This is a genomic window from Anaerorhabdus furcosa, from assembly GCF_900167375.1.
Classification (GTDB): Bacteria; Bacillota_I; Bacilli_A; order Erysipelotrichales; family Erysipelotrichaceae; genus Anaerorhabdus; species Anaerorhabdus furcosa.
Genome location: NZ_FUWY01000007.1, coordinates 65,211 through 87,095, shown reverse-complemented (window position 1 = coordinate 87,095; position 21,885 = coordinate 65,211). Strand labels below are relative to the sequence as shown.

General features: G+C 33.1%; 24 protein-coding genes and 1 tRNA gene. 2 read left to right on the top strand and 23 right to left on the bottom strand.

Annotated elements, in window-relative coordinates; translation table 11 throughout:
• The 6 genes from B5D14_RS10450 to B5D14_RS10425 all read right to left on the bottom strand — a co-directional run bounded on the left by B5D14_RS10450 (nt 1) and on the right by B5D14_RS10425 (nt 6,348).
• Nucleotides 1-786, bottom strand: coding sequence for an HAD-IIB family hydrolase (locus B5D14_RS10450; protein ID WP_078712580.1), 786 nt, complete (start codon nt 784-786; stop codon nt 1-3).
• Between the two features lie 60 nt (nt 787-846).
• Nucleotides 847-2,922, bottom strand: coding sequence for an elongation factor G (fusA, locus tag B5D14_RS10445; protein ID WP_078712579.1), 2,076 nt, complete (start codon nt 2,920-2,922; stop codon nt 847-849).
• An 8-nt stretch (nt 2,923-2,930) separates the two neighbouring features.
• A complete protein-coding gene (locus B5D14_RS10440) occupies nt 2,931-3,599 on the bottom strand; it encodes an ankyrin repeat domain-containing protein (protein WP_078712578.1) in 669 nt (222 codons plus the stop codon).
• A gap of 300 nt (nt 3,600-3,899) precedes the next feature.
• Nucleotides 3,900-4,766, bottom strand: coding sequence for a mechanosensitive ion channel family protein (locus B5D14_RS10435; protein ID WP_078712577.1), 867 nt, complete (start codon nt 4,764-4,766; stop codon nt 3,900-3,902).
• A gap of 27 nt (nt 4,767-4,793) precedes the next feature.
• On the bottom strand, nt 4,794-5,474 hold the full coding sequence (locus B5D14_RS10430) for a M48 family metallopeptidase (RefSeq protein WP_078712576.1): 681 nt from the start codon (nt 5,472-5,474) through the stop codon (nt 4,794-4,796).
• A 34-nt stretch (nt 5,475-5,508) separates the two neighbouring features.
• On the bottom strand, nt 5,509-6,348 hold the full coding sequence (locus tag B5D14_RS10425) for a DegV family protein (RefSeq protein WP_078712575.1): 840 nt from the start codon (nt 6,346-6,348) through the stop codon (nt 5,509-5,511).
• A gap of 132 nt (nt 6,349-6,480) precedes the next feature.
• Between B5D14_RS10425 and B5D14_RS10420 the strand changes: the two genes are divergently transcribed.
• Nucleotides 6,481-6,556: transfer RNA gene (locus B5D14_RS10420), tRNA-His, on the top strand.
• Nucleotides 6,557-6,574: 18 nt separating this feature from the next.
• On the opposite strand, the gene B5D14_RS10415 is transcribed toward B5D14_RS10420, so the two are convergent.
• The 17 genes from B5D14_RS10415 to B5D14_RS10335 form a co-directional block, all read right to left on the bottom strand.
• Entirely contained in the window at nt 6,575-7,246 is a 672-nt protein-coding gene (locus tag B5D14_RS10415; RefSeq protein WP_200804809.1) for a phosphatase PAP2 family protein, read from the bottom strand.
• Nucleotides 7,247-7,350: 104 nt separating this feature from the next.
• On the bottom strand, nt 7,351-7,953 hold the full coding sequence (locus B5D14_RS10410) for a helix-turn-helix domain-containing protein (RefSeq protein ID WP_078712574.1): 603 nt from the start codon (nt 7,951-7,953) through the stop codon (nt 7,351-7,353).
• A 174-nt stretch (nt 7,954-8,127) separates the two neighbouring features.
• On the bottom strand, nt 8,128-8,988 hold the full coding sequence (locus B5D14_RS10405; protein WP_078712573.1) for an NAD(P)H-dependent oxidoreductase: 861 nt from the start codon (nt 8,986-8,988) through the stop codon (nt 8,128-8,130).
• Between the two features lie 162 nt (nt 8,989-9,150).
• Nucleotides 9,151-9,558, bottom strand: a complete 408-nt coding sequence (locus tag B5D14_RS10400; RefSeq protein WP_159443786.1) for a hypothetical protein — start codon at nt 9,556-9,558, stop codon at nt 9,151-9,153.
• 39 nt (nt 9,559-9,597) lie between these two features.
• Entirely contained in the window at nt 9,598-10,038 is a 441-nt protein-coding gene (locus tag B5D14_RS10395) for an ASCH domain-containing protein (RefSeq protein ID WP_078712571.1), read from the bottom strand.
• A 9-nt stretch (nt 10,039-10,047) separates the two neighbouring features.
• A complete protein-coding gene (locus B5D14_RS10390; RefSeq protein WP_159443785.1) occupies nt 10,048-10,803 on the bottom strand; it encodes a GNAT family N-acetyltransferase in 756 nt (251 codons plus the stop codon).
• Between the two features lie 63 nt (nt 10,804-10,866).
• A complete protein-coding gene (locus B5D14_RS10385) occupies nt 10,867-12,471 on the bottom strand; it encodes a potassium/proton antiporter (RefSeq protein ID WP_078712570.1) in 1,605 nt (534 codons plus the stop codon).
• A gap of 107 nt (nt 12,472-12,578) precedes the next feature.
• Complete coding sequence (locus tag B5D14_RS10380; protein ID WP_078712569.1) at nt 12,579-13,070, bottom strand: pyridoxamine 5'-phosphate oxidase family protein; 492 nt, start codon at nt 13,068-13,070, stop codon at nt 12,579-12,581.
• The gene (locus B5D14_RS10375) at nt 13,070-14,326 is read right to left on the bottom strand and encodes a M28 family metallopeptidase (RefSeq protein WP_078712568.1); all 1,257 of its coding nucleotides are present in this window, start codon (nt 14,324-14,326) and stop codon (nt 13,070-13,072) included. Before B5D14_RS10375 ends, B5D14_RS10380 begins: the two co-directional genes overlap by 1 nt.
• A gap of 65 nt (nt 14,327-14,391) precedes the next feature.
• The gene (locus tag B5D14_RS10370; protein ID WP_078712567.1) at nt 14,392-15,087 is read right to left on the bottom strand and encodes a CpaB family protein; all 696 of its coding nucleotides are present in this window, start codon (nt 15,085-15,087) and stop codon (nt 14,392-14,394) included.
• An 81-nt stretch (nt 15,088-15,168) separates the two neighbouring features.
• Nucleotides 15,169-15,435: an RnfABCDGE type electron transport complex subunit B gene (locus B5D14_RS10365; RefSeq protein WP_078712566.1), complete on the bottom strand. Its 267-nt coding sequence runs from the start codon at nt 15,433-15,435 to the stop codon at nt 15,169-15,171.
• Nucleotides 15,428-15,616, bottom strand: coding sequence for a hypothetical protein (locus B5D14_RS10360; RefSeq protein WP_078712565.1), 189 nt, complete (start codon nt 15,614-15,616; stop codon nt 15,428-15,430). Before B5D14_RS10360 ends, B5D14_RS10365 begins: the two co-directional genes overlap by 8 nt.
• Nucleotides 15,617-16,192, bottom strand: coding sequence for an electron transport complex protein RnfA (locus B5D14_RS10355; RefSeq protein ID WP_078712564.1), 576 nt, complete (start codon nt 16,190-16,192; stop codon nt 15,617-15,619).
• Nucleotides 16,193-16,194: 2 nt separating this feature from the next.
• On the bottom strand, nt 16,195-16,842 hold the full coding sequence (rsxE, locus tag B5D14_RS10350) for an electron transport complex subunit RsxE (protein WP_078712563.1): 648 nt from the start codon (nt 16,840-16,842) through the stop codon (nt 16,195-16,197).
• A 13-nt stretch (nt 16,843-16,855) separates the two neighbouring features.
• Nucleotides 16,856-17,803 (bottom strand): FMN-binding protein, encoded by a 948-nt coding sequence (locus B5D14_RS10345; protein WP_078712562.1) that lies wholly within the window; start codon nt 17,801-17,803, stop codon nt 16,856-16,858.
• Nucleotides 17,804-17,817: 14 nt separating this feature from the next.
• Entirely contained in the window at nt 17,818-19,350 is a 1,533-nt protein-coding gene (locus B5D14_RS10340; protein ID WP_078712561.1) for an RnfABCDGE type electron transport complex subunit D, read from the bottom strand.
• 16 nt (nt 19,351-19,366) lie between these two features.
• A complete protein-coding gene (locus B5D14_RS10335) occupies nt 19,367-20,653 on the bottom strand; it encodes an RnfABCDGE type electron transport complex subunit C (RefSeq protein ID WP_078712560.1) in 1,287 nt (428 codons plus the stop codon).
• A 122-nt stretch (nt 20,654-20,775) separates the two neighbouring features.
• On the opposite strand from B5D14_RS10335, the gene B5D14_RS10330 reads away from it, so the two are divergent.
• Nucleotides 20,776-21,885, top strand: coding sequence for an FAD:protein FMN transferase (locus B5D14_RS10330; protein ID WP_078712559.1), 1,110 nt, complete (start codon nt 20,776-20,778; stop codon nt 21,883-21,885).

The window sequence follows — 21,885 nt, the reverse complement described above, 5'->3', positions numbered from 1 at the left end:
TTATATTTCTAATTTAATGATTTCTTCAACAGATGCAACAGTATGTTTTGCACTGTTTAATACATCTGGTTCTGCATGATCAATACAATAACTATGATCTGTTACTTCAAACATCGTGATATCATTTTCTGAATCACCAGCAACCACAAGATTTTCTTTCGCAATACCATAGTGATTACAAATTTCTTCTATTGCAATTCCCTTTGATGAATTAAGTGGACCAATATCAATTAAATCGACATCACTTGTTGTAATGGTAACTGGATAATTTTTTGATTCAAGAAACGCTCTTAACTCATCTCTTTTTTCTTTCGATACAAATATTTGTATTCTCTCTGTTCCCAGTGTGATATCAATATCTTCAACATCCATCACAACTACATCATTGATGTATGGTGGTTTTACTTCACAATCCAAAGGGTAACAATCTTTACTTGACCATACCCACTGCTTATTGATACCTGTTGCAACACTTGCGTTTATCTTATGCTGTGTTATCAACTTACATAAATCGATGAATATACTGATAGGAATTGTTTTCGCTATGACCTCGCCATTTTCATAGCGTATTTGTGCACCATTAGCACCTATAAAAATTGGAGTTAATCCTATTTTCTTGCACAATACTTCATAATGGTGAACACCTCGAGCAGTTGCAACTGCAAATTTATTACCTTGTTCTATCCATTTGTGAACTGCTTTTAAATTATCTTCGAATTGATTCGGGTTACTTACTTCTTTTTTAGGATAAAGTGTTCCATCCAAATCTGTTACAAATAATTTCATCCATTCCTCCTACAAATAAATAATTAGGGATATCATGGAAACGATATCCCTAATATTAAATTATTCTTCTTCCTCTTTTGCTAATACTGTTTCTTTAATTACTTTATCAGCTACTGGTTGAGGTGCTGGTTCATAACGATCAAATTCAATGATATATGTTCCTCTACCTTGTGTCATACTACGAAGTTCTGTAGCATATACTTGCATTTCTGCCATTGGTACCTCAGCAGTAATCTTTTGATCTTTCTCATCAACCATTGCTGTATCAACGATAATACCACGACGTTTGTTGAAATCACCAATAATTGTACCTGTATACTCTTCTGGAGCTATAACATCTACTTTACCAATTGGTTCAAGAATGATTGGTTTTGCTTTTGGCATACCATCTTTGTAAGCAAGACGTGCTGCAGATTTAAATGCAATTTCTTTTGAATCTACTTCATGATAAGATCCATCATAAAGTACTGCTTTAACACCTACAACTTTATATCCTGCAAGAACACCTTTTTCCATGCATTCGCGAAGACCTGCTTCAACTGCTGGGAAGTATTGACGAGGTACTGCACCTCCAAATACATCTTCCTCAAAAACCATTTCTTCACTTTCACATGGTTCAAAACGAATCTTTACATGTCCATATTGTCCAGCACCACCAGATTGTTTCTTATGTTTTCCTTCTGCTTCAGCTTTAGAACGAATCGTTTCACGATATTGTACTTTTGGCTTTGTTGTTTCAACATCTACTTTGTATTTCGATTTTAGTTTACTAAGAATTACATTGATATGTTGATCTCCCATACCATATAGAATTGTTTCTTTTGTTTCAGCATTCTTTACGATACGAACAGATGGATCTTCTTCAGTCATCTTTTGAAGACCAAAACTTAGTTTATCTTCATCCGCTTTTGTTTTTGGCCATATCGCTACACCCAACATTGGTTGTGGAAATTCAATTGCACTGTAAGTAACAACTTTATTCTTCGTACACAATGTATCGTTTGTATCAGTGTATTGTAGTTTAACCACAGCACCAATATCTCCAGTAAATAATTTACCAATCGCAACTTGATATTTTCCTTTAATAACGAAGATTTGAGCAATTTTTTCAGTTTCACCCTTTTGTGCATTTAAGACTTGCGAATCACTACTCATAACTCCCGTTAATACTTTGATAAATGAAATCTTTCCAACAAATGGGTCAACAATTGTTTTAAATACCATTGCTGACATTGCTTCTTGTTCATTTGTTTCTAAATCAATGACTTCTCCCTTTTCATTGTATGCATGGATATGTCCTATTTCAGCATAACTTGGGAAATATTCAGTAATTAAATCCATTAAACGTTCAATTCCTGTTTGATTTACTGCACTACCACAATATACTGGGCGAATATCTCCATTACGAACACCAATGCGAAGTCCTTTAGCTACTTCATCTTCGTCGAAACGCTCACCAGAGAAGAATTTTTCCATCAATGCATCATCTGTCATTGCAATTGCTTCAGCAATTTGATTGTAGTACTCTTCAACAATATCTTTCATATCATCTGGTACTTCTTTTGGTTCTACTTTATCATCATGATACCAAGCTTTATTTCTTAAAATATTTATACTACCTACTACTTTACCATTTTCAGTAATTGGTACTTCAAATGGAATAACAGTTTTACCAAATGTATCACGTAATTGATTGTATGTGTTATCGAAGGAAGCATTTTCTTCATCGATTTTATTAATAAAGAAAATTGTAGGAAGTTTACGTTTTGTAATTTGTTTCCATGCTCTTTCAGTTCCTGATTGAACACCGTCTTTTGCACCTACTACAATTAGTGCATTATCACCTACTGTAAGTCCACTTAACATTTCACCTTCATAATCAAGGTAACCTGGTGTATCAATAAAATTGATTTTACAATTCTTCCATTCAATTGGTGCTAGTGAAGTATAAACAGATAAACCACGTTTCACTTCTTCTGCATCATAATCAAGTGTACTTGTTCCATCTATTGTTGATCCCATACGATCGGTATTTTTTGTGTAATACAATGCAGCTTCAACAACACTTGTTTTCCCTGCACCACTATGTCCTAATAATACGATATTTCTTACTTCATTCGCTAGATAGTCTCTCATAATTTCACCTACTTCAAATATTCTTTCAATTCTTCGAAGTTTTCTTTACGAACATAGTGAATTGCTTTGTTACCTTCATTATCTAGTAATTCTTTATCTGCTCCATGATCCAATAAGTATTTAATCAAATCCAAATACCCACCATAACTTGCACGCATAAGTGCTGTACATCCTTTATTATCTTGGACATTCAAAGTAGCACCATGATCAATTAAATATTTAATGCATTCTACTTTAAATGCATTCACTGCTTCCATTAAAGCAGTTCTTCCTTCATCATCTGTTTTATTAATATCTGCACCCTTACTTACTAAGTATTCAGCAACATCCAATTGACCAAGGAACGCTGCACGCATAAGCGCTGTACGACCTTTATTATCATGAGAATTAGGATCAGCACCAGCTTCAACTAACATCTTTACGATTTCTAAATGTCCTTTCTTTGCTGCTCCCATTAATGCCGTTTTATTATTTTTATCTCTCGCTCTTGTGTCCGCACCATTATCTAATAAGAAACGTACGATATCTTCATAACCACGTTTTGAAGCACGCATAAGCGCTGTTCTGCCATCACCATTACTAATATTAACATTAGCACCTTTTGATACTGCAGCACATACTTTAGCAAAATCACCGCTAGCTGCTGCTTCGAAAAAATCTTTGTTTGTTTGATCCATAATATTTTCCTCCTTTTATTTCTCAAACAACTGTGTAACAAAAAAGATGGACACAATTAAGCCCATCTTAAAAATGATACACAATTTTCCCTTGAACCCCGTTGAAAACAGGTTTTTTCACATCATAATCATTCATCTTTTGAACAATGAAAACAGGTTGTACTTGTTTTCTCATGATCTTTCACTCCATTCAAAGGTTCTTTATACTTTCATTTTAAATCATTAATTTTTATTATCAATAGTCTTTTGACATTTTCTTGAAATTTCACGAAGTATTCACTCAAAATCATGAAAATATTTTCAGTTATTTTTTTGTGTATAGATTAATTGCGTAGGATATGGAATTACAATACCTACTTTATCAAATGTTTCTTTGATTTCTTTTCTTAGTTCACATGACATAGAAAATCCAACATTTGCATCCTTACTATAAACTGAAGCACGCAGTTCTACAGAATATTCTTTTAATGCAGTTACATATACAGTAACAATTGGTGCATTCTTCGCTTTGTCTTTTGAATTTCTTACATCAATGCAATCTGGATGTTTTGTCGCAATCTCTTGAATTAATGACATTGCTTTATCTATATCACTTTGATAAGAAATCGTAAAGTAAATAAAATTACAGAATTTATTATTATCATTATTTTTATTCTCGATGATTGCAGAATTCATAACACTATTTGGTACAACAATTTTTGAATTTGAAAATGTTCTTATTATTGTATGCCTTAGTCCAATGTCCTCTACTGTTCCTACTAAATTTTTTTCCGATATACTAATCAAATCGCCAACTTTAAATGGTTTATAAAATGATAATAAAAAACCACCTATAAAATTGGACATTGATTCTTGTGCTGCAAAACCAATTACCACGGCAACTACACCTGAGGCACCTAACATTGCAGTTCCTAAACGATGAAAAGCTTTGATTTCCATTAAGCATAAAAAGATAATAACTATATTCACAATTCCTTTGACAGTATTTTTCGCAAAAGTATAAGATGTAGCTTGAGCTTTCCCATATTTCTCAATTTTATGATTAAAGAAGCTATATGCATATTTTTTTATAATTGCACCTAAGATATACACAATAACGCAATATATAAACGATCCAACTAATCCATTGGTAAAATAATCAGTACCTAGATTCATTATTTCTTTCATAGTTCAAATCTCCTTAAATTTAGTTTATCATATTAACCTATCTTTGGCTTTTTTATACTCTGGCATATGATGACTAAGCAAATCATAAAAGCGCTTTGAATGATTAGGGACAATCAAATGAACATACTCATGCCACAAGACATAGTCAATGCACTCAAGAGGATAATGGATAAGTGATAAATTCATTGTAATCTCTGATCTCTCAACTAGGCAACTACCCCATTTAGAAGTCAGCATTTTAATTTTAATTGAAGGTAGTTCTACACGATACATCTCCATTATACGATCCCAACGAACTCTTTGAATTTCAAGGATTTTCATTAAATAAGGTTTCGCAAAGTTTTGAAATGCTTTCATAATCTCTCTATCATTAATCTCAGGCACATAAAAAGTAATAATATCATCATCTAATAAGACATGACTCTTCTTTGATATTTCATATTTTACATATTTCTTCTCACCCAATAAATACAGAATTGGACCATTAATTCCTTTTCTATTTTGTAATTCTCTCGCTGCTTCTTTTTTAAGTGTTTTGATTATCCACTCTTTACGAGATTGAATGAAAGCTTCTATTTGATGTTGAGGAACAGAAGGATGAGCAGTAATAAAAAGTGTTCTATCTAAACGAACACGCAAATACATGTTCTTGATCCTTTTTCTTTCAATTTCTACATTAAATTCTAAATCATCTAAATTAATTTTCATCTCTCACCTAATAAAAATTCAGCACTCGGCTGAATTAATAATATAATTTCTTTAATCTTCCTACTCCAAGAGTACCTGGCCCTGTGTGTGCCATAATAATAGCACGAATTGGCATAACTTGTACATCTTGATTCACTTTTTCTTCTACAATCGTTTTATACTCTTTTGCTAATTCCTCACAATCAGAATGAACAACAAACCAATAATAATCTTCTTTGTTTGGTACATCGATTGTTTTTTCAATTGCGGCTAAATAAGCTTTTTTTGTCGTACGTACTTTATCACTTACATCAATATATCCTTCTTCAACTTTAAGAATTGGAATAATTTTTAATAAGTTTCCTAAAGCTGCAGCAGCTGGTGATATTCTTCCACCATTTTTTAAATAAGTTAGTGTTTCAGGTACAATGCACGCAAACATATAGGTTTCATTCTCAATCTTATTCTTTATCTCTTCAAGAGAATAACCTTTTTCAGCCATTTTCTTTGCATCCATAGCAGTAAATTGTAATGGGCAACATGCCATTTCTGTATCGACTACTACTACTTTCCCATCAAAATCTTGACTAGCAAGTACGGCACTGTTATATGTACCACTTAATTTAGAAGAGATTGGCAAAAATAGCACTGCATCGTACTCTTCTAATAATTCTTTCCATTTCATCACAAGATTCCCCAACAGTGGTTGTGATGTTTTAACTGTAGCTCCATTTTTCATCTTTTGGATAAATTCCTCATCTGAAATGCCATCAGTTTCCATTATATCTTCGCCATTGATAGTTAATGGCATACGAATTACATGTATACCTAAAGCTTTAGCTTCTTCATTTGTAATGTCTGCAGATGAATCAACTAGGATTGCAATTTTATTCATAAATTCCACCTCGAGTATAAATTATATCATAGTTCTTTATCTATACCATGTCGTCATGATAACTAGATGCATTTTTTGCACTTTTTTCCTTTACAAAAGCACCCAAATAAGGTAATATAAGTAATGCACATGGCGGTTGTGGTGAAGTGGTTAACACATCAGATTGTGGCTCTGACATTCGGGGGTTCGATTCCCCTCAGTCGCCCCATTTGCAATTTAAAAGCCTTTATTTAAAGGCTTTTTTTCTGTTTATTTGTTGCTCAAAGTAAACATATAAGCAGACTAGGACACCACTAATTAAGATACCTCCAAAGATATCTGTAAACCAATGAACACCTGATAAAATTCTACCAAATACCATGAAACTTAAGAAAATAGAACAAACAACATTTAATGCGTATCTTACTTTTTTATTGATAATGTAGTATTTAAATTGCATCATTGTAGCAGGAATTACACAAAGAGCTAACATAGTGGTAGAAGAAGGATAAGATGCTTCTAATACCCCTTCAATAAGAATTGGTCTATAATTTACTACAAATGTCTCAAAAAAAAGATACACAGAGAAAACAAGCACATAGTATACGCCCAATAAAATAATATTTTTATCGACCATGTTGATATTTTTTCTCTTGATTAATTGAGTAACCCCTATAAGTGCAAAGATTCCCATCAAAAGAAGTACCACAAAACCAAGGATATCCGTTAAATTGTAAAGCATCATGTTTACTCCAAATAAATCATGTACATATTGATTCAGTTTTGAAAATCCTACAATTGATCCCTGTGGGCCTATTGCTGCTTGATCAAATTTCATCACCATCCATGTATAGGCAATAAATAAAATAAGCAAACAAAATGATGTAATAAGACTTAAGTTAATTCTTTTTAATTTCATATAAAAACTCCTTTTTCTTTACGGCTCATGCCTAAGTCAAAATTAACTTAGATAAGCTATTCGTTAAAGAAACGAGGAGTCACATTGATGATACGCTTCGTGTCTTACTGTTTTATGAGCAATGCTCCCTTAATTATAAGAAGGACAAAGGTATAAAATGTAGGATAACTTTGCAATGTTGCTAAAAATACAACAACACTAATAATACTAAGCACTAAAGATAAATTTAACTTAATCTTATTCCATACTTCATTTGTAGAACTTTGCATTGCTAAAATAGTAATTCCACACAATACAGTTAGTGTAATAATTGAAACAAAACTAATTAAAATGAAATCCGGTTTATTCTCTATTGAGAATAAGGAGACTTGTTTTACAAAATCATCTACTCTATAACTAAAAATTGGTATGAAATACAACATAGCTATTGAACAATCTAATAAACCAAATACTAAATCACGCTGTCTTTGTATTTTTTGGTTACTATCCTTTTCAGCAAATCGAATTAACTCCTTATTTGATAACAATTCATCAATTGAAATTGAAAAATATTCTGATATTGCCTTTAGGGAATCAATACTTGGATAACCACGTCCAGATTCCCATTTCGATATTGCAGTGCGAGAAACATACAATACTTCTGATAGTTCTTCCTGCGTTAAACCTTTTTGTTTTCTAAGCTCTTGCAACTTATATTGAAATTCCATATCGATTTACCACTTTCTACAACTGTAACTAAGCTGATCTTATTGTATCCACACAAAATCTGTTGCCTCAATGAACGTTGACTCTTCCTCTTATTAATTATGAGTTTTATATTTTAATCATAACAAATGAGCACAATAAAAGATAGACCTACACCGGTAAGCCTATCTTCATCATTAGTTTTTAGAAAAGTAAACTTTGTCTAAATGAGTAATTAAATTATCTTCTAATTCTTTTAATTCTTCTGCGTAGTTTTCAGAAGTATTAGCTGGTGTTCTATCATTTACATAACGACCATAACTAGTAACTCCCCAGAATGCAGCTGTATCTTGATCAAATACATCGAATGCATTCATGTATTTATCCCATGTTTCTGTGTCGATGATTCCATCGCCAATCCAACCACGACCACCACCTAAGTAACCACAGTTCATGATTGTATAAATTGACTTATCTTTTAATAATCCTTCTAAACCACTTTCAGAATCTTGATATGCAAATTTCTTCGCAAATACTTCTTCTTTGTATCCTTTAACAATTGCGATTTCAGAATCATGCCAATTTGGATATACAAAGATAATGTGGTCAGCAGCTTTAACTAATTCTTGTTCAGCTTTTATTTCTGTAGTTGGTTCCCCTGCTCCGTCTTTCGCATAGTAGAAATTTTCAACAGATAATACTGGATTGAAATTCATTGCATATAAATCTCGTAATTCTACTTCCATCCCTTTTTCTTCAAAATAAGCCATTGCTGTATTCGCTAAATCCCAAGTTACACTGTTGTGACGTGGATCTCCAACGACAAATAATACTTTTTCAACCTCTGCATCAGTAAATCCTTTTGGTGTGTATTCTTTTACAAGTTCATCTACAACAATTGATGCTGATGTAGTTGCATCACTAGTAGCCCCTGTTTCAGCGTCTGCTGGCGCTGTAGGTTGTACACTTGGTGTAGGTGTTGTTTCAGGTGTTGTTGGTGTTGTTGCACAGCCTGCAAGCATGACTAAAGCAAGTACACTTAATAAAATCTTCTTCATTATCTTATTCCCTCCATGTGCTTCGAGTTTTATGAGCAAAAAGCATAAGCTCTACTTTCGAGTTTTACGAGCAAAAGCATAAGCTCGATGGAGTTTAAACAAACTAGGACTATTTTATTATTTTGCATAATAAAAGTCAATTGTAACTTTAGTCCAACTGACTTAATTTTCTATCATAGAATTTATCTCTTGCATGATACCATCAAGATTAACTTTTGAAAAATCTGTGTTATCAATTAAAATCTTATGTTCAGTAATTTCAAAGCTATCCATTCCTCTTAATTGAATTGATTCAACAAACTCTTCAAATGTTAGCTTTTTATACTCATGCATATCCACACATGGATATTTCGAGTTCAAAAAATGCCCCAAATGACGCTCTTCACTTTGGTCACGATTGATAAATCGTTCATAGATTATATGATAATCTCCCATTACACGAATGTGAATTACGCTATAAGATGTCTCTTTAATCAAAGAGAGTAAATCTTGTATAGAAACATTTTCAAAGTTATTCTCAAGAACAAATGATTTTTGAGCATTCATTAACTGTTTTGCAACATAGTACATTAATTTCATACTCGCAAAACATATTCGATTTCTCCTAAGTTATATTTGATAAACAAGTCTGAATTCTTCACATACAACAATCATATCTTCAGTAAAGACTTCTCCAATTTCTTGTAGGCAATCTGTAAAGAATTCTTGATGAACTTCCCTCCAATATTGTAGTGATAAGTCACCTTCACCTTCTTTTGCAGCGAACTCTGCACTTACTTCATTAAAAGGAACTTGATTTAACACCGTTGTTTCAATAATACATTTAGCATCACCCCTAGAATCCAAAAGAACGCTATATCCACCTACTACTGGAGATGGCTCTTTTTCTAATTCATATAAACGATAAGCAGAAGCTGTTGCAATTTTCTTTCCTTGAAGCACTAAATCCAAAAGCTTATCTGGACTAGCACCAAATGCCCATGCTTCATATACATCAGTTTCAATGTTTTTTTCTATTTTAAACCTTTGCCATAATTCCTTAGCTTGCATGTCCTCTACCTATTTTCTATGTGCAGTAATTAATGTAAAACTCTTTGCATTAATTGCAAGTTTAACATCATACAATTGTACATAATAATTCTTGCCTTCTTGCATAACTTTACTCTTTTTATCCAAAATTACTTTCTTACAATATTCAATCACATCTTCATCTGATATTTCTAGATTCGCTTTGCATCGTTGTTCACCTAGTTTGGTTGTGTGAAGTTTCTTTGCTAGTTCTTTTTTTGAAACTGTGATTTCAATTTTTTTATCTTTTCTCAAACCTAGTATGACTAGATCATAGAAATTATTATTTTTATATACTGCTTCTTTCATTGTACCCTCAACAACAAATCCATTCTTTTTCAATACTTTGATGGAACCGATATTTGGTTTAAATACAGAGCCACTTATTCTTGTAATATCTAGTTCATCAAATGCAATTTCACATATTGTCTTCACTGCTTGACTCATGATACCTTTTCCCTTTACTTCATCAATTAGAAGATAACCAATTTCTGCATCTTTCGAAAATACATCACTCTTTTTTTCAATCGTAATATTTCCAACACATTGGTTATCAAAGAAAATCGCACGGAATATACCTTCTTTTCCTTCTAACTTACTTATCATATCTAGCCACCAATCTGCATCGCTTTCCTTGTAGGGATAGGGTAAACGGTTTGCTAGATATTCTCTATTTGCTTGATTACAAATCTTCATCAAATCTTTCTTATACTTCTTTGACCATTTTTTTAATTCTATCGTACCCATTTTCTTAATCTCCCCATTGTTTTCTTTATTATAAACTCAAAATTAAAAATGAGAAGATAAAACTTACTTAAGATTCTCTTTATTTGTTAAAACAACGGTGTCCCCTTGTTTTAATAGTGTTTCTCCTGTTGGAATCAAGACTTGATCTGTCCTTTTTATCAAAACAATAAAATCTTTCTTTAAATCAATTTCACTAATTTTTTTATTAGCCCATGAACTATTTTCACTTATATTCTTTTCAAACAGCTGAACTTCATTGTTTTCATTCATCGCTATACCACCAAGGACTAATAAATCATTCTCCTGAATAATTGTTTCACCTTTTGGAATTAATTTCTCACCATTCCTTTTAACTAAAGTAATTATGGTTCGAGGTGGTAATTCAATTTCACTTATCGTTTTTCCAAGCCAATTATGCAAACTAGGTATTCTAAATTGTATGAATTGAACAGGTATTTCTTCAATGTAATCCGTAAATGTTTTCATAACATCCACATGTTCATCAATCATGGATAATTTCTTTGCTACTAACGGAATGAATGTACCTTGAAATAAAATAGAAAATAAAACAATAAAGAAAACAACATGGAAAATATCATTATTAGTTGAAGCAGGATTAATTACTGCCATAATTGCAAAAACAATTGATGCAGCACCTCGCATCCCCGCCCAAGAAACTAGGAGTTTTTGATTTAAACTACTCCTAAAGAATGAAAGAATTAAAAATACAGCTATTGGTCTTGCAACAAATGTTAAAAATATTGCAATACACAACGCTACAAAAGCAACTCCTGGTAAAGATGATGGAAATGATAAAAGCCCAAGTAAGAAGAACAAAACCATTTGCATTAATCCTGTTACTCCATCAAAGAAATGTACTAATTCTTTCATATTTAGTAATTTACTATTACCTAAAATAATTCCTGCAATATAAACGCTTAGATAACCATTACCATTAAAAAGTGAGGGCAATGCATACGCAACAATTGCAATACCTACCATAAAAATCGCAGTAAATCCTGAAGAAGTAATTTTAACAAATTTAAGAAATTGTTTAGCTAAAACTGCAATGATAACACCGAATAAAATTCCAAAAATTATTTGCGTTGCAATTAATACAAATGTATCTTGTGATGATCCTTGTCCATTCATGAGTGATAAAACGATGATGGTCAACATATATGAAAATGGGTCATTACTTCCACTTTCTATCTCTAAAAGCGATGCGGTATTATCTTTTAAATTTAAATGTTTTGATCGAAGAATCGAAAATACTGATGCAGCATCTGTAGAACTAATTACAGATCCTATTAAGAAGCTCTCCAACAAATCAATTTTTAATATAAAATAACAAAATAAACCTACTATGAATGCAGTAAGTAATGTACCTACTGATGATAAAACAATTCCTTTTATTGCAACTGGTTTTGCTTCACTCCATTTTGTACCAAATCCACCATAAAACATAATAAAAATTAAAGCAATAGAACAAACTTGTTCGGCAATAACATAATTATCAAAATGAATTTTCCCTATACCATCAGTTCCAAATAACATTCCTAAAACAATAAATGCAAACAATACCGGCATACCTATTTTATTGGATAACTTATTACTAAGTACACAAATAATGATAATGATACCAACAACTAATAATTCTTTAATCAATAAAAATCCCTCCCTTACTTTTCATGAACAGATAAAAATAATATAGTATTATTTTATCATAATTCACTCAATTCTATTTTTTGACGCTCTTTCATAGAAAAAGGAACTTATTCAGTTCCTCTTCGCATTACAAGTTCTTTTGCTTCCTTACCACTCATGTGTTCAATATTTATTTGAACTACTTGCATGTGATCAATTGATTTATTTATTTCTTCTTCAATCCCCTCACCCGTAGGTTGATATTTCTTACATAGAATTTCTGTTGCTTTTCTTTTTGCATCTTCTTTTTCAATAAGTTGTGCTTTGCCAAACAAGACTACACTTCTAAAGTAAGTCGTGAATTCATGGGGAACAACATCATCTTTGTCAATAACACAAAATGATACTTTCTCATGCTTCAGTATTGCATCTAATTTATGCCCAGCTTTCGCGCAATGGAATATTATTCTATCTTCATCATAAGCAAAACTTAATGGGACAGCATATGGATAATCATCATCGCCCAATACTGCAAGTACACCAGAAGTTGCATTTTGTAGTATTTCTATACATTCACCATGTGATAGAATTTGTTTATTTCTTCGAAGTTCTCTAAACATTATTTCTTTACCTCTTTTTCTCTAGCAAAGTACGCATCAATTGCATCCTTCATATTTTGAGGAATGCTACGTGGCACTGGGATAATATAAGCAGTTGCCATACGTTTTGTAAACTCAAGAATGAAATTAATATCTTCAAATAGGTATTTATCTGATAAATGTTCCAATACATCATAGCGATGATGAATATCGCCTGCACCACTTGGTGTAATACGTGCAAAGGATAGTGCTGGAATATCAACATCCGCAAATGGTGTTGAATCACTAGAATAAACATCTTGAGAAGCACTGATAGGAAAACCTACAACTTTACCAAGATAATCAATGCAATGCACCAAACTCATATCGGCAGTACATACTGCAATTCTTTTTCCAAGAGTAGAACCAATCATATCAATATTAATACATAGTTTAATATCATCTAATTCTTTCTTGTGTTTTTCTACATAAGCTTTTGATCCAAGTAGTCCTCTTTCCTCAGAGCCACACCAAATAAATCTTAGATTATGTTTAGGTTGATTCTTACTGAAGTAATCCGCTAATGCATAAAGACAAACAGAACCTGTTGCGTTATCATATGCACCTTTAGAAAATCTTACTGAATCATAATGAGCTGTTAATACAATTACATCATTACTATCACTACCCTTAATATCACAAATGACATTGTGCGATTTTGCAGTTGTGATGTCTTGAATCGTTGTCATTTTCACTTTAGTCACATTCATTTCAATAAGTTTCATTGCATCTTTTACAAGAATGTTGACTGCTGGTAACGCTTTGATTTCTGATAATGTTGGTCTCATTTCTCTACAATCTAAATCATATGCATCTGGAAAATCAATATTTCCATTAAAAGAAATAAGTGCAAGTGCTCCTGCTTTAACAAATTCTTTATACAACTTCTTATTTACGTAGCCATTCACTAAGCAAATCTTATTTTTAGCTTGCTTACAATTGACATCATTGACTTGTTCATAGTAGTAAAACTCTGCTTCAATTCCCTTTGCTGGAGTATTTGCACAGCACATATAAGCTGTACACTCAATTTCCATTTTAACTGGTTCAATGACTTCTAGTTTTGCTTTCTTAATTTTTCCCATTTGAACTGGAAAAGATTCTAATTTTGTTTTTAACTTTAGTTTACTTAAAGCATCTTGAATTAGTTTAGCCGCTTTAAGTTCTTCAGCAGTTCCACCGAATCTTTCAAATGACATTTCTTTTAATAATGTACTCGTTTTCCTTTGATTAAACATTCCTTATCCTCCTACAACTTAAAAATAGTATACTTCTTTTTAAAGGGGATATCTAGCAATGTTGACTATTTTATAAATTCTAATATTTTTGAATCTTCATTTAGTTTTGATTCCTTACCACTATAGCTTTTACTTGTAGCATATAGTTCTAAAGTACCTGTTTTACGAATCATTGATAAAATACTAATGTGGTCTTGATTAATCGCTAGTGTTATTGAGTATGGAGATCCTGTACTTTCTTTTCCAATTTCTATTCCTTTGCGATCCTTAATGGATACAACTCGTACTGATGATAACAGTAAATCAAATATAGGTGTTTCATTTCTTTGATTTATTGTTCCATATATATCCACGGTCTGTCCTATGATAAAAGTAGATAAATCAAGTCCACCTGAATCATTTGTAATATGAAAAGCAACTTCATTCCTTTGAAGTAATGGTACTGCTGCATCTGGAATTTTATTTATTGAATCCAATTGCGTTTTATAAAATAGTGAATCCTTTGGAATCAACCCTTGAAGTGAAGTTATTTTCCCAATGATTTCTTCTGGTTTATTTATTGCGTTTTCTAGTACATAATCTCTTGGAATAAAGATTGTCTTTATATCATTTACCTCGATAATTTCCCGAGGTCCAATATCTCTGCTTGCTACAATTACTTCAATTAAATCTATCTTTTTTGTTGATAAATAATCCACGCCAAAATATAAACTTATACAGATCAAAATTAAACATATTAAAGATAAAAGTATTCTTTTCATGCATTACCTCCTACTTATTAATATGCAAATTTTGTATTTTGCCTAAAAAAAAGAAGAGCTTTATTGGCTCTTCTTTCATATTTATTTTGCAAGATATTCTTTGATTTGATCTCTAGCTTCTTGTTTAGAAGGTTTGCAATCTACAACATCTGCTTCACCATCTACTAAAGCTTGAGCAAGACCAGAACACCCAGGGTATCCACAACCTCCGCAGTTATAACCTGGAAGCATTGCAGTTACATCTTCAACACGTGTATCGGTTGCTACATAGAAAACTTTATTTGCAACACCGAGTGCAGCACCTAAGACTGCTCCAACAACTAACATCATTATGATTGCTTCAATCATTTTCGTTTTCTCCTTTACTTGTATCGTGAACAGGATGCATTTCACATGATGTGACTTTACATCCTTCACACTCTGCTTTTAAATTCTCACAGCCCTCAGGGACTGGTGTTTTGTGATTCATATAGTAGAGTACTCCGTAGCCTGCTGCTAATGCAACAAAGACAAGAAGTGCAACTAACATCTATACTAGACCTGCAAATGCACTGAATGCTAATGCCATAACAGCAGCAACAATTAATGCAATTGGGTTTCCTTTAAATGAATTTGGAACATCTGCTGTATCTAAACGCTCGCGAATAGTTGAGAAGATGACCAACACTAACATGAATCCTGCTGGAACAGCAATTGAATTTACTAACATTTCTGTAAATGTGAATTTAGAAGTGATGTTGTCTAGTGCAACGAATAATACTGCACAGTTTGTTGTGATTAATGGTAGATAAATACCTAGAGCTTTATATAAGCTTGGTGAGTATTTTTTAATAACCATTTCTGTAAATTGAACAAATGCTGCAATAACTAAGATGAATACAATTAATTTCATATAGTCTAAGCCATTTGGTTCAAGTACTAAATAGTAAATACCATAAGTGAAGATTGATGCTCCGAAAATAACAAAGATAACCGCTGCACCCATACCAATTGCAGAACTTAACTTCTTAGAAACACCTAAGAAAGGACACATACCTAAGAATTTTGATAATACGATGTTATTAATAAGCACAGCAGCTAAAAACATTGAGAACATTTCAGCCATAATTATTTAGCCTCCTTTTTAGCTTTTTCTGCTTTTTTGTTGTTATAAGCAGATAATGCTGCAGCTAATAAAGCAAAGGTAATGAATGCTCCTGTAGCTGTAGTAAACAATGGGATTTCATATCCAACTGGAATAATTTGAATGTTAAATATGATTTCATTTGTAAATGGATTTGAGAAGCTAAGAGCTCCTGTACCAAGTAATTGACGAATTAATGCAATACAAGTCAAACTTGCAGTATAACCAAGTCCCATGCCTAATCCATCTAAAGCTGAATCAAATATACCATTTTTATTAGCGAATGCTTCTGCACGTCCTAAGATAATACAGTTAACTACAATCAAGTTAATGAATGCACCTAATGCTGAATATAAACTTGGAGCATATGCATGAATAAGCATTTCAACGATTGTAACAAGTGTTGCAATAATTACGATATACACTGGAATACGAATTTCATCTGGAATGATTTTACGTAAAGCTGAAATAATCACATTTGACATAACCAATACTGCGATAACTGCAACACCCATACCAATAGCATTGTTTAATGTTGTAGAAATTGCAAGTACTGAACATAAACCAAGATACAATCCGAATACTGGATTTTCACGAAGGAATCCAGCTGTGAAATTTTTCATTCTATTCATTCTGTTTTCCCCCTTATTGATTCGCTGCATTCATTGCAGCTTGTACAGCAGCCAATACAGACTTACTTGTCCATGTTGCGCTTGTTACTGTATCAATTTCTTGATCAAGATTTGTTGAATCTAAATCAGTGAATAATGCTAAATAATCTTCACCAGTTGCTTTATCACCAAATCCTTTAGTATCTCCAAATGTTGTATTTACAACACTTACGACTTTATTGTTTGCTTTGTCGATTGTGACTTCGAATACGTTTCTTGCATATTCTGTTCCACTCTCTCCTGCATGTCCTTCTGGATCAATTAATCCATAACCTTTAACTTTAACTGTATACACACCATCAGCAGTTTCTTCTACTTGAGCATCAAATCTTGCAAAGTCTTCACTTAGCTTAATTGGATTACCTAATGCTAGTTCCGGTTTAATTTCTTCAACTGGTGCATTTGGATCAGCGGTAATGCCCTTCATATCATTAAATACTGTTTTCGCTGCATTAATACCGTTTACTACAGCAGTACTTGTAACAGTAGCTCCTGATAGTAATGGGAATCCATCAGCAGATGTTTTTCCAATAACTTGACTTGTGTATCCTTCTTCAAATACACGTGTACCAAATCCACTAGTTTCTTGTTGTTGTAATGGTGTAAATCCAACTACCTTACCATCATTATCAAATGCAATCATGAAGATAATAGGTGTAGAGCTATAACCATTTGTTTCTACTTTGTAAATATAACCTTCACCAGTTGCTTCATATGCACCTTTAACTAAACCTGTTTCATCAACATATTCAATTTCTGCAAAGTCTGCACCTGGGAACATTAATTCAAGATTTTCCTTTTCAGCTGCAATTCCCATTTCTTTAATAATAGGAGCAGTGATGCCATTAACATAAGATAAAGCACCACCCGCTACAGCACTAATAATAGCTAGGAAACAAGCTAAATAAAGTATTTTCTTCATTGTTTGTCCCCTCCTTATTCATTTACTGCATTAATAGCAGCTTGTATTGCAGCAACAACTGATTCACTTGTCCAAGTAGCACTTGTTACTGTATCAACTTCTTGTGTAACATCTGTTGTATTTAAACCAACAAATGTTTCTAAATATGCTTCACTAACACCTTTATCCCCAATACCTGGAGTATCTCCAAATGTTGTGTTTTTAATACTCATAATTTCATTTGTTTCAGGATTAATTTGAACTTCAAATACGTTTCTTGCATAATCAATTCCAGATTCACCTGCGTGACCTTCTGGATCAATTAGTCCATAACCCTTAACTTTAACAACATAAACGCCACCTTCACTTGATTCAACTTGAGCATCGAATTTAGCAAAATCAGCATCCAATGCAACTGGATTACCTAATGCTAATGCAGGGGCATCAGTAGATGATCCACCTTCTGTTGACTCACCAGTACCAGCATCACTACCTGTACTTTCTTTTGCAGTTACTCCTAGTGAGCAAGCAGCAACTGAAGCAATACCTACAACACCAACAATTCCAATTGTAAGAAGATTTTTCTTCATCATTTTAATTTGTTGACCATCTGTTAATCTTTCAATTGCAGGAGTTAACATATTCATTAATAGAATTGAATACAATACCCCTTCAGGAAGATTTGCTTTAAGACGGATAACAACCGTTAAGATTGCACATCCCATCGCAAAGATAATTCTGCCTGCTGCACTTGTTGGATTTGTTACTGGATCTGTCATCATAAATACAGCTCCAAATAACGCACCACCAGATAATAGGTGGAATAAAGGATAATACAATCCTTGACCATGCATTGCACCAACCATGAATGTTAAGACAAACATTGTTGTTACATAGACAACTGGAACTCTCCAGTCAATTACTTTTCTAATTGCTAAATAAACACCAACCAAGATGATAACTAATGCGCTAGTTTCTCCTAATGCTCCCGGATACATACCAACAAACATATTGCTCATACCACCAAAGTTAGCTACAAATGCATCAAATGCACTTGCTGATGTACTCATCCAACCTGCTGAAGCGTATGCTGCTGTTGGAGTTGCACCTGTTGCAAAGTCTGCTGCAACTGAACCAGCAAAACTTGCCATGATGACTGCACGCCCTAAAGCTGCAGGATTGAAAATATTTTGTCCAAAACCACCAAATACTAACTTACCAAATAGAATCGCAACAATTGTAGCTATTGCTAATGCATAATAGCTTGTGTTGATTGAAACCATTAATGTAAGAATCGTTGCAGTGATAGCTGGGAATGAATTCTTAATTTCTTTTGCTACATTTTTCTTACTGAATGCATACCAAACTGCTTCAGTACCAAATGCTGCTACCATTGCAGTTGCAAGTAAGCCGATAGCACGAATCCCATATTGTGAACCAAACTCTGTAAAGTAATAATATACAGAGAATCCAAAGACAACCAATAAACCAATCATCAATTCAAGCATAATTGAATGAGTTGATTGTTTATCGCGATAGTTTGGAGACGGTTTAAAAGTAAATTTCATCGTTATTCTCCCCTCCCTATTTCTTCTTTAACGCCATATAGCGTTTTGCTCTACGAATACCTTCTGTAACATCAATTTTAGATGGGCAGATGTATGAACACATACCACATTCGATACAAGCATCGTAATTTAATTTTTCAAGCAATGCAGTATTATTTACTTTAGCAGCATTGTTAATACGAACTGGTTGTAAACCTGCTGGGCAATGATCTGAACATTTACCACAACGTAAGCAAGCAATTGCTTCAACTGGTTTATTTACAAATACTGTCAAAGCATTTGAATAAGGTGCAATTACAAATGCATCACTTGTAATTGTTTTACCCATCATAGGTCCTCCTGCAATAAGAAGTACATCTTCTGCAGCATAACCACCACATGTTTGAACTAATTCATGAGCAGTTGTACCAACTGGCACCTTTACATTACTTGGTGTTTTGATACCATCTCCACTAACAGTAATGATTTTTTCTACAATTGGTTTACCTTCTTTTAAAGCTTGAGCAAGTGAAATTGCTGTTGTTGCATTGTTAACAATACATCCAACCTCACTTGGTAATTTTTCATAACGTTTCTTTGTAAGTTCATACACTAATGTTCTTTCCCATCCCATAGGATAAACATCAGGAACAGCTACAACTTCAATATTTGAATAAGGCTTAAATGCTTCTTGTAGCGTAGGAATGAAATCCTTCTTTGTTGCTTTAATTGCAACTTTAGCAACCTGTGCTCCAGACATTTTTAACAATGCTCTAGTGCCTAGTACTAATTCAGCCACATGTGCCTTCATTTCTTTGTAGTCTGCAGTAATGTATGGTTCACACTCAACCGCATTAATAATTAATAGTTGGATATCTTTAGCAAATTTATATTTCACATAAGTAGGGAATCCTGCACCTCCACAACCAACAATTCCAGCATTCATTGTGAATTCAATTAATTCTTCACGTGATGCTTTCTCAAAATCTACTGGTGCAAATGGTGCTTCAAATGTGTATTGTTGATCATTTTCAATTACTAAATGATCAACTGGTTTTAACCATGAATGCATGATTTGTTGTACACCCTTAACTGTACCTGAAACAGAGCTAAACATTGGAATTGTAAAATTTCCATTGCATTGTGCAATTTTAGTTCCAACCTTTACTTTATCTCCTTCTTTTACTAGTAAGTCAGCAGTCATTGCTCCACTTACCAATGGAATAGCAACTGTATTTGGACTTAAATTTACAACATCAGTATGACTTGTAAGTTCTTTATGTCCATCAACGTGTTTACGCATTGGGCCAATAATAAATGACATTTTCCTTATTCCTTTCCTTTATAATCAAGTCAAAAAAAGACTTCGCAACTATTATATCATTAATAGGCACTATTTTCTATAAAAGTTTTGACCTTTATGCTATAATAACCGAGGTGATTAAAATGAAGAAAATAGTCGTATTTATCATGGTTTTAGCTCTATTGGCTGGTTGCCAAACAAAGAAGCTTGAGACCTTCTCAAATACATCAGTAACAGCCGGATTTGATACCTTTATCTCAATCCAAGTTTTAACCGAATCCAAGGAAAAATTTGATGAATATTTTGAGCGTTCCATCAAAAAATTCGAGGAATTAAACCAATATTTTGATATTTACCATACGTATGATGGGGTAAATAACCTCAAAGTAATAAATGATCAAGCAGGAGTTGCTCCTGTTCAAGTTGATCAATCCATTATTGATATGCTCCATGTTGCTAAAGAATTCTATGATTACTCAGATGGTGAGCTTGATATCACGATGGGTGCTTTACTTAAAGTATGGCATAAATATCGTGAAGAAGGTTTGCTTTATATGAGTGAGGGAGAACTTGGAAGAGTTCCTTCAAAAGAAGAATTAGAAGAAGCTAAAGCATGCTCTGGATGGCAATATGTAGAAATTGATGACGAAAAAGATACTGTGTTTATCAACAATCCTTGTGTATCCCTTGATGTCGGTGGTATTGCAAAAGGTTTTGCCGCAGAGGTCATCGCAAAGGATTTAGAGAGTCAAGGTGTTACTACTGGTGTTGTCAATGCAGGGGGTAATACACGTACTATCGGTACAAAGCAAGGTGATAAACCTTGGCGAGTACAAATCGAAAATCCTGAGGGAAAAGATTCAACTCTTATCGTTGAGCGCAAAGGTACCGCATCCTTTGTAACCAGTGGTGATTACCAACGCTACTACATTGCAGAAGATGGTAATACTTACCATCACATCATTGACCCTCGTACAAATTTCCCAGCAGATCACTTTCATTCAGTAACCATTATTACTCCAGATAGTGCTGTTGCGGATGCATTAAGTACAACACTGTTTACAATGACTTATGAAGAAGGATTGGCTCTTCTTTCAAAATACAATCAAGAACATCCAGATTCTTTAGTTTCAGCGGTGTGGCTAATGGATGCAAATCACGAAGTAGAAACCGATAACAAACTTGTCGCTGGTAACTACTTATGTGTCTACACTGATGATTTAATTGGTTCAATTGAAGTTATTACAAAATAA

Coding starts and splice junctions, on each gene's coding strand:
- B5D14_RS10450 (WP_078712580.1), bottom strand. CDS start 786: ATGAAATTATTTGTAACAGATTTGGATGGAACACTTTATCCTAAAAAA.
- fusA (WP_078712579.1), bottom strand. CDS start 2,922: ATGAGAGACTATCTAGCGAATGAAGTAAGAAATATCGTATTATTAGGA.
- B5D14_RS10440 (WP_078712578.1), bottom strand. CDS start 3,599: ATGGATCAAACAAACAAAGATTTTTTCGAAGCAGCAGCTAGCGGTGAT.
- B5D14_RS10435 (WP_078712577.1), bottom strand. CDS start 4,766: ATGAAAGAAATAATGAATCTAGGTACTGATTATTTTACCAATGGATTA.
- B5D14_RS10430 (WP_078712576.1), bottom strand. CDS start 5,474: ATGAAAATTAATTTAGATGATTTAGAATTTAATGTAGAAATTGAAAGA.
- B5D14_RS10425 (WP_078712575.1), bottom strand. CDS start 6,348: ATGAATAAAATTGCAATCCTAGTTGATTCATCTGCAGACATTACAAAT.
- B5D14_RS10415 (WP_200804809.1), bottom strand. CDS start 7,246: ATGAAATTAAAAAGAATTAACTTAAGTCTTATTACATCATTTTGTTTG.
- B5D14_RS10410 (WP_078712574.1), bottom strand. CDS start 7,953: ATGGAATTTCAATATAAGTTGCAAGAGCTTAGAAAACAAAAAGGTTTA.
- B5D14_RS10405 (WP_078712573.1), bottom strand. CDS start 8,988: ATGAAGAAGATTTTATTAAGTGTACTTGCTTTAGTCATGCTTGCAGGC.
- B5D14_RS10400 (WP_159443786.1), bottom strand. CDS start 9,558: ATGTACTATGTTGCAAAACAGTTAATGAATGCTCAAAAATCATTTGTT.
- B5D14_RS10395 (WP_078712571.1), bottom strand. CDS start 10,038: ATGCAAGCTAAGGAATTATGGCAAAGGTTTAAAATAGAAAAAAACATT.
- B5D14_RS10390 (WP_159443785.1), bottom strand. CDS start 10,803: ATGGGTACGATAGAATTAAAAAAATGGTCAAAGAAGTATAAGAAAGAT.
- B5D14_RS10380 (WP_078712569.1), bottom strand. CDS start 13,070: ATGTTTAGAGAACTTCGAAGAAATAAACAAATTCTATCACATGGTGAA.
- B5D14_RS10375 (WP_078712568.1), bottom strand. CDS start 14,326: ATGTTTAATCAAAGGAAAACGAGTACATTATTAAAAGAAATGTCATTT.
- B5D14_RS10370 (WP_078712567.1), bottom strand. CDS start 15,087: ATGAAAAGAATACTTTTATCTTTAATATGTTTAATTTTGATCTGTATA.
- B5D14_RS10365 (WP_078712566.1), bottom strand. CDS start 15,435: ATGATTGAAGCAATCATAATGATGTTAGTTGTTGGAGCAGTCTTAGGT.
- B5D14_RS10360 (WP_078712565.1), bottom strand. CDS start 15,616: ATGTTAGTTGCACTTCTTGTCTTTGTTGCATTAGCAGCAGGCTACGGA.
- B5D14_RS10355 (WP_078712564.1), bottom strand. CDS start 16,192: ATGGCTGAAATGTTCTCAATGTTTTTAGCTGCTGTGCTTATTAATAAC.
- rsxE (WP_078712563.1), bottom strand. CDS start 16,842: ATGAATAGAATGAAAAATTTCACAGCTGGATTCCTTCGTGAAAATCCA.
- B5D14_RS10345 (WP_078712562.1), bottom strand. CDS start 17,803: ATGAAGAAAATACTTTATTTAGCTTGTTTCCTAGCTATTATTAGTGCT.
- B5D14_RS10340 (WP_078712561.1), bottom strand. CDS start 19,350: ATGAAATTTACTTTTAAACCGTCTCCAAACTATCGCGATAAACAATCA.
- B5D14_RS10335 (WP_078712560.1), bottom strand. CDS start 20,653: ATGTCATTTATTATTGGCCCAATGCGTAAACACGTTGATGGACATAAA.
- B5D14_RS10330 (WP_078712559.1), top strand. CDS start 20,776: ATGAAGAAAATAGTCGTATTTATCATGGTTTTAGCTCTATTGGCTGGT.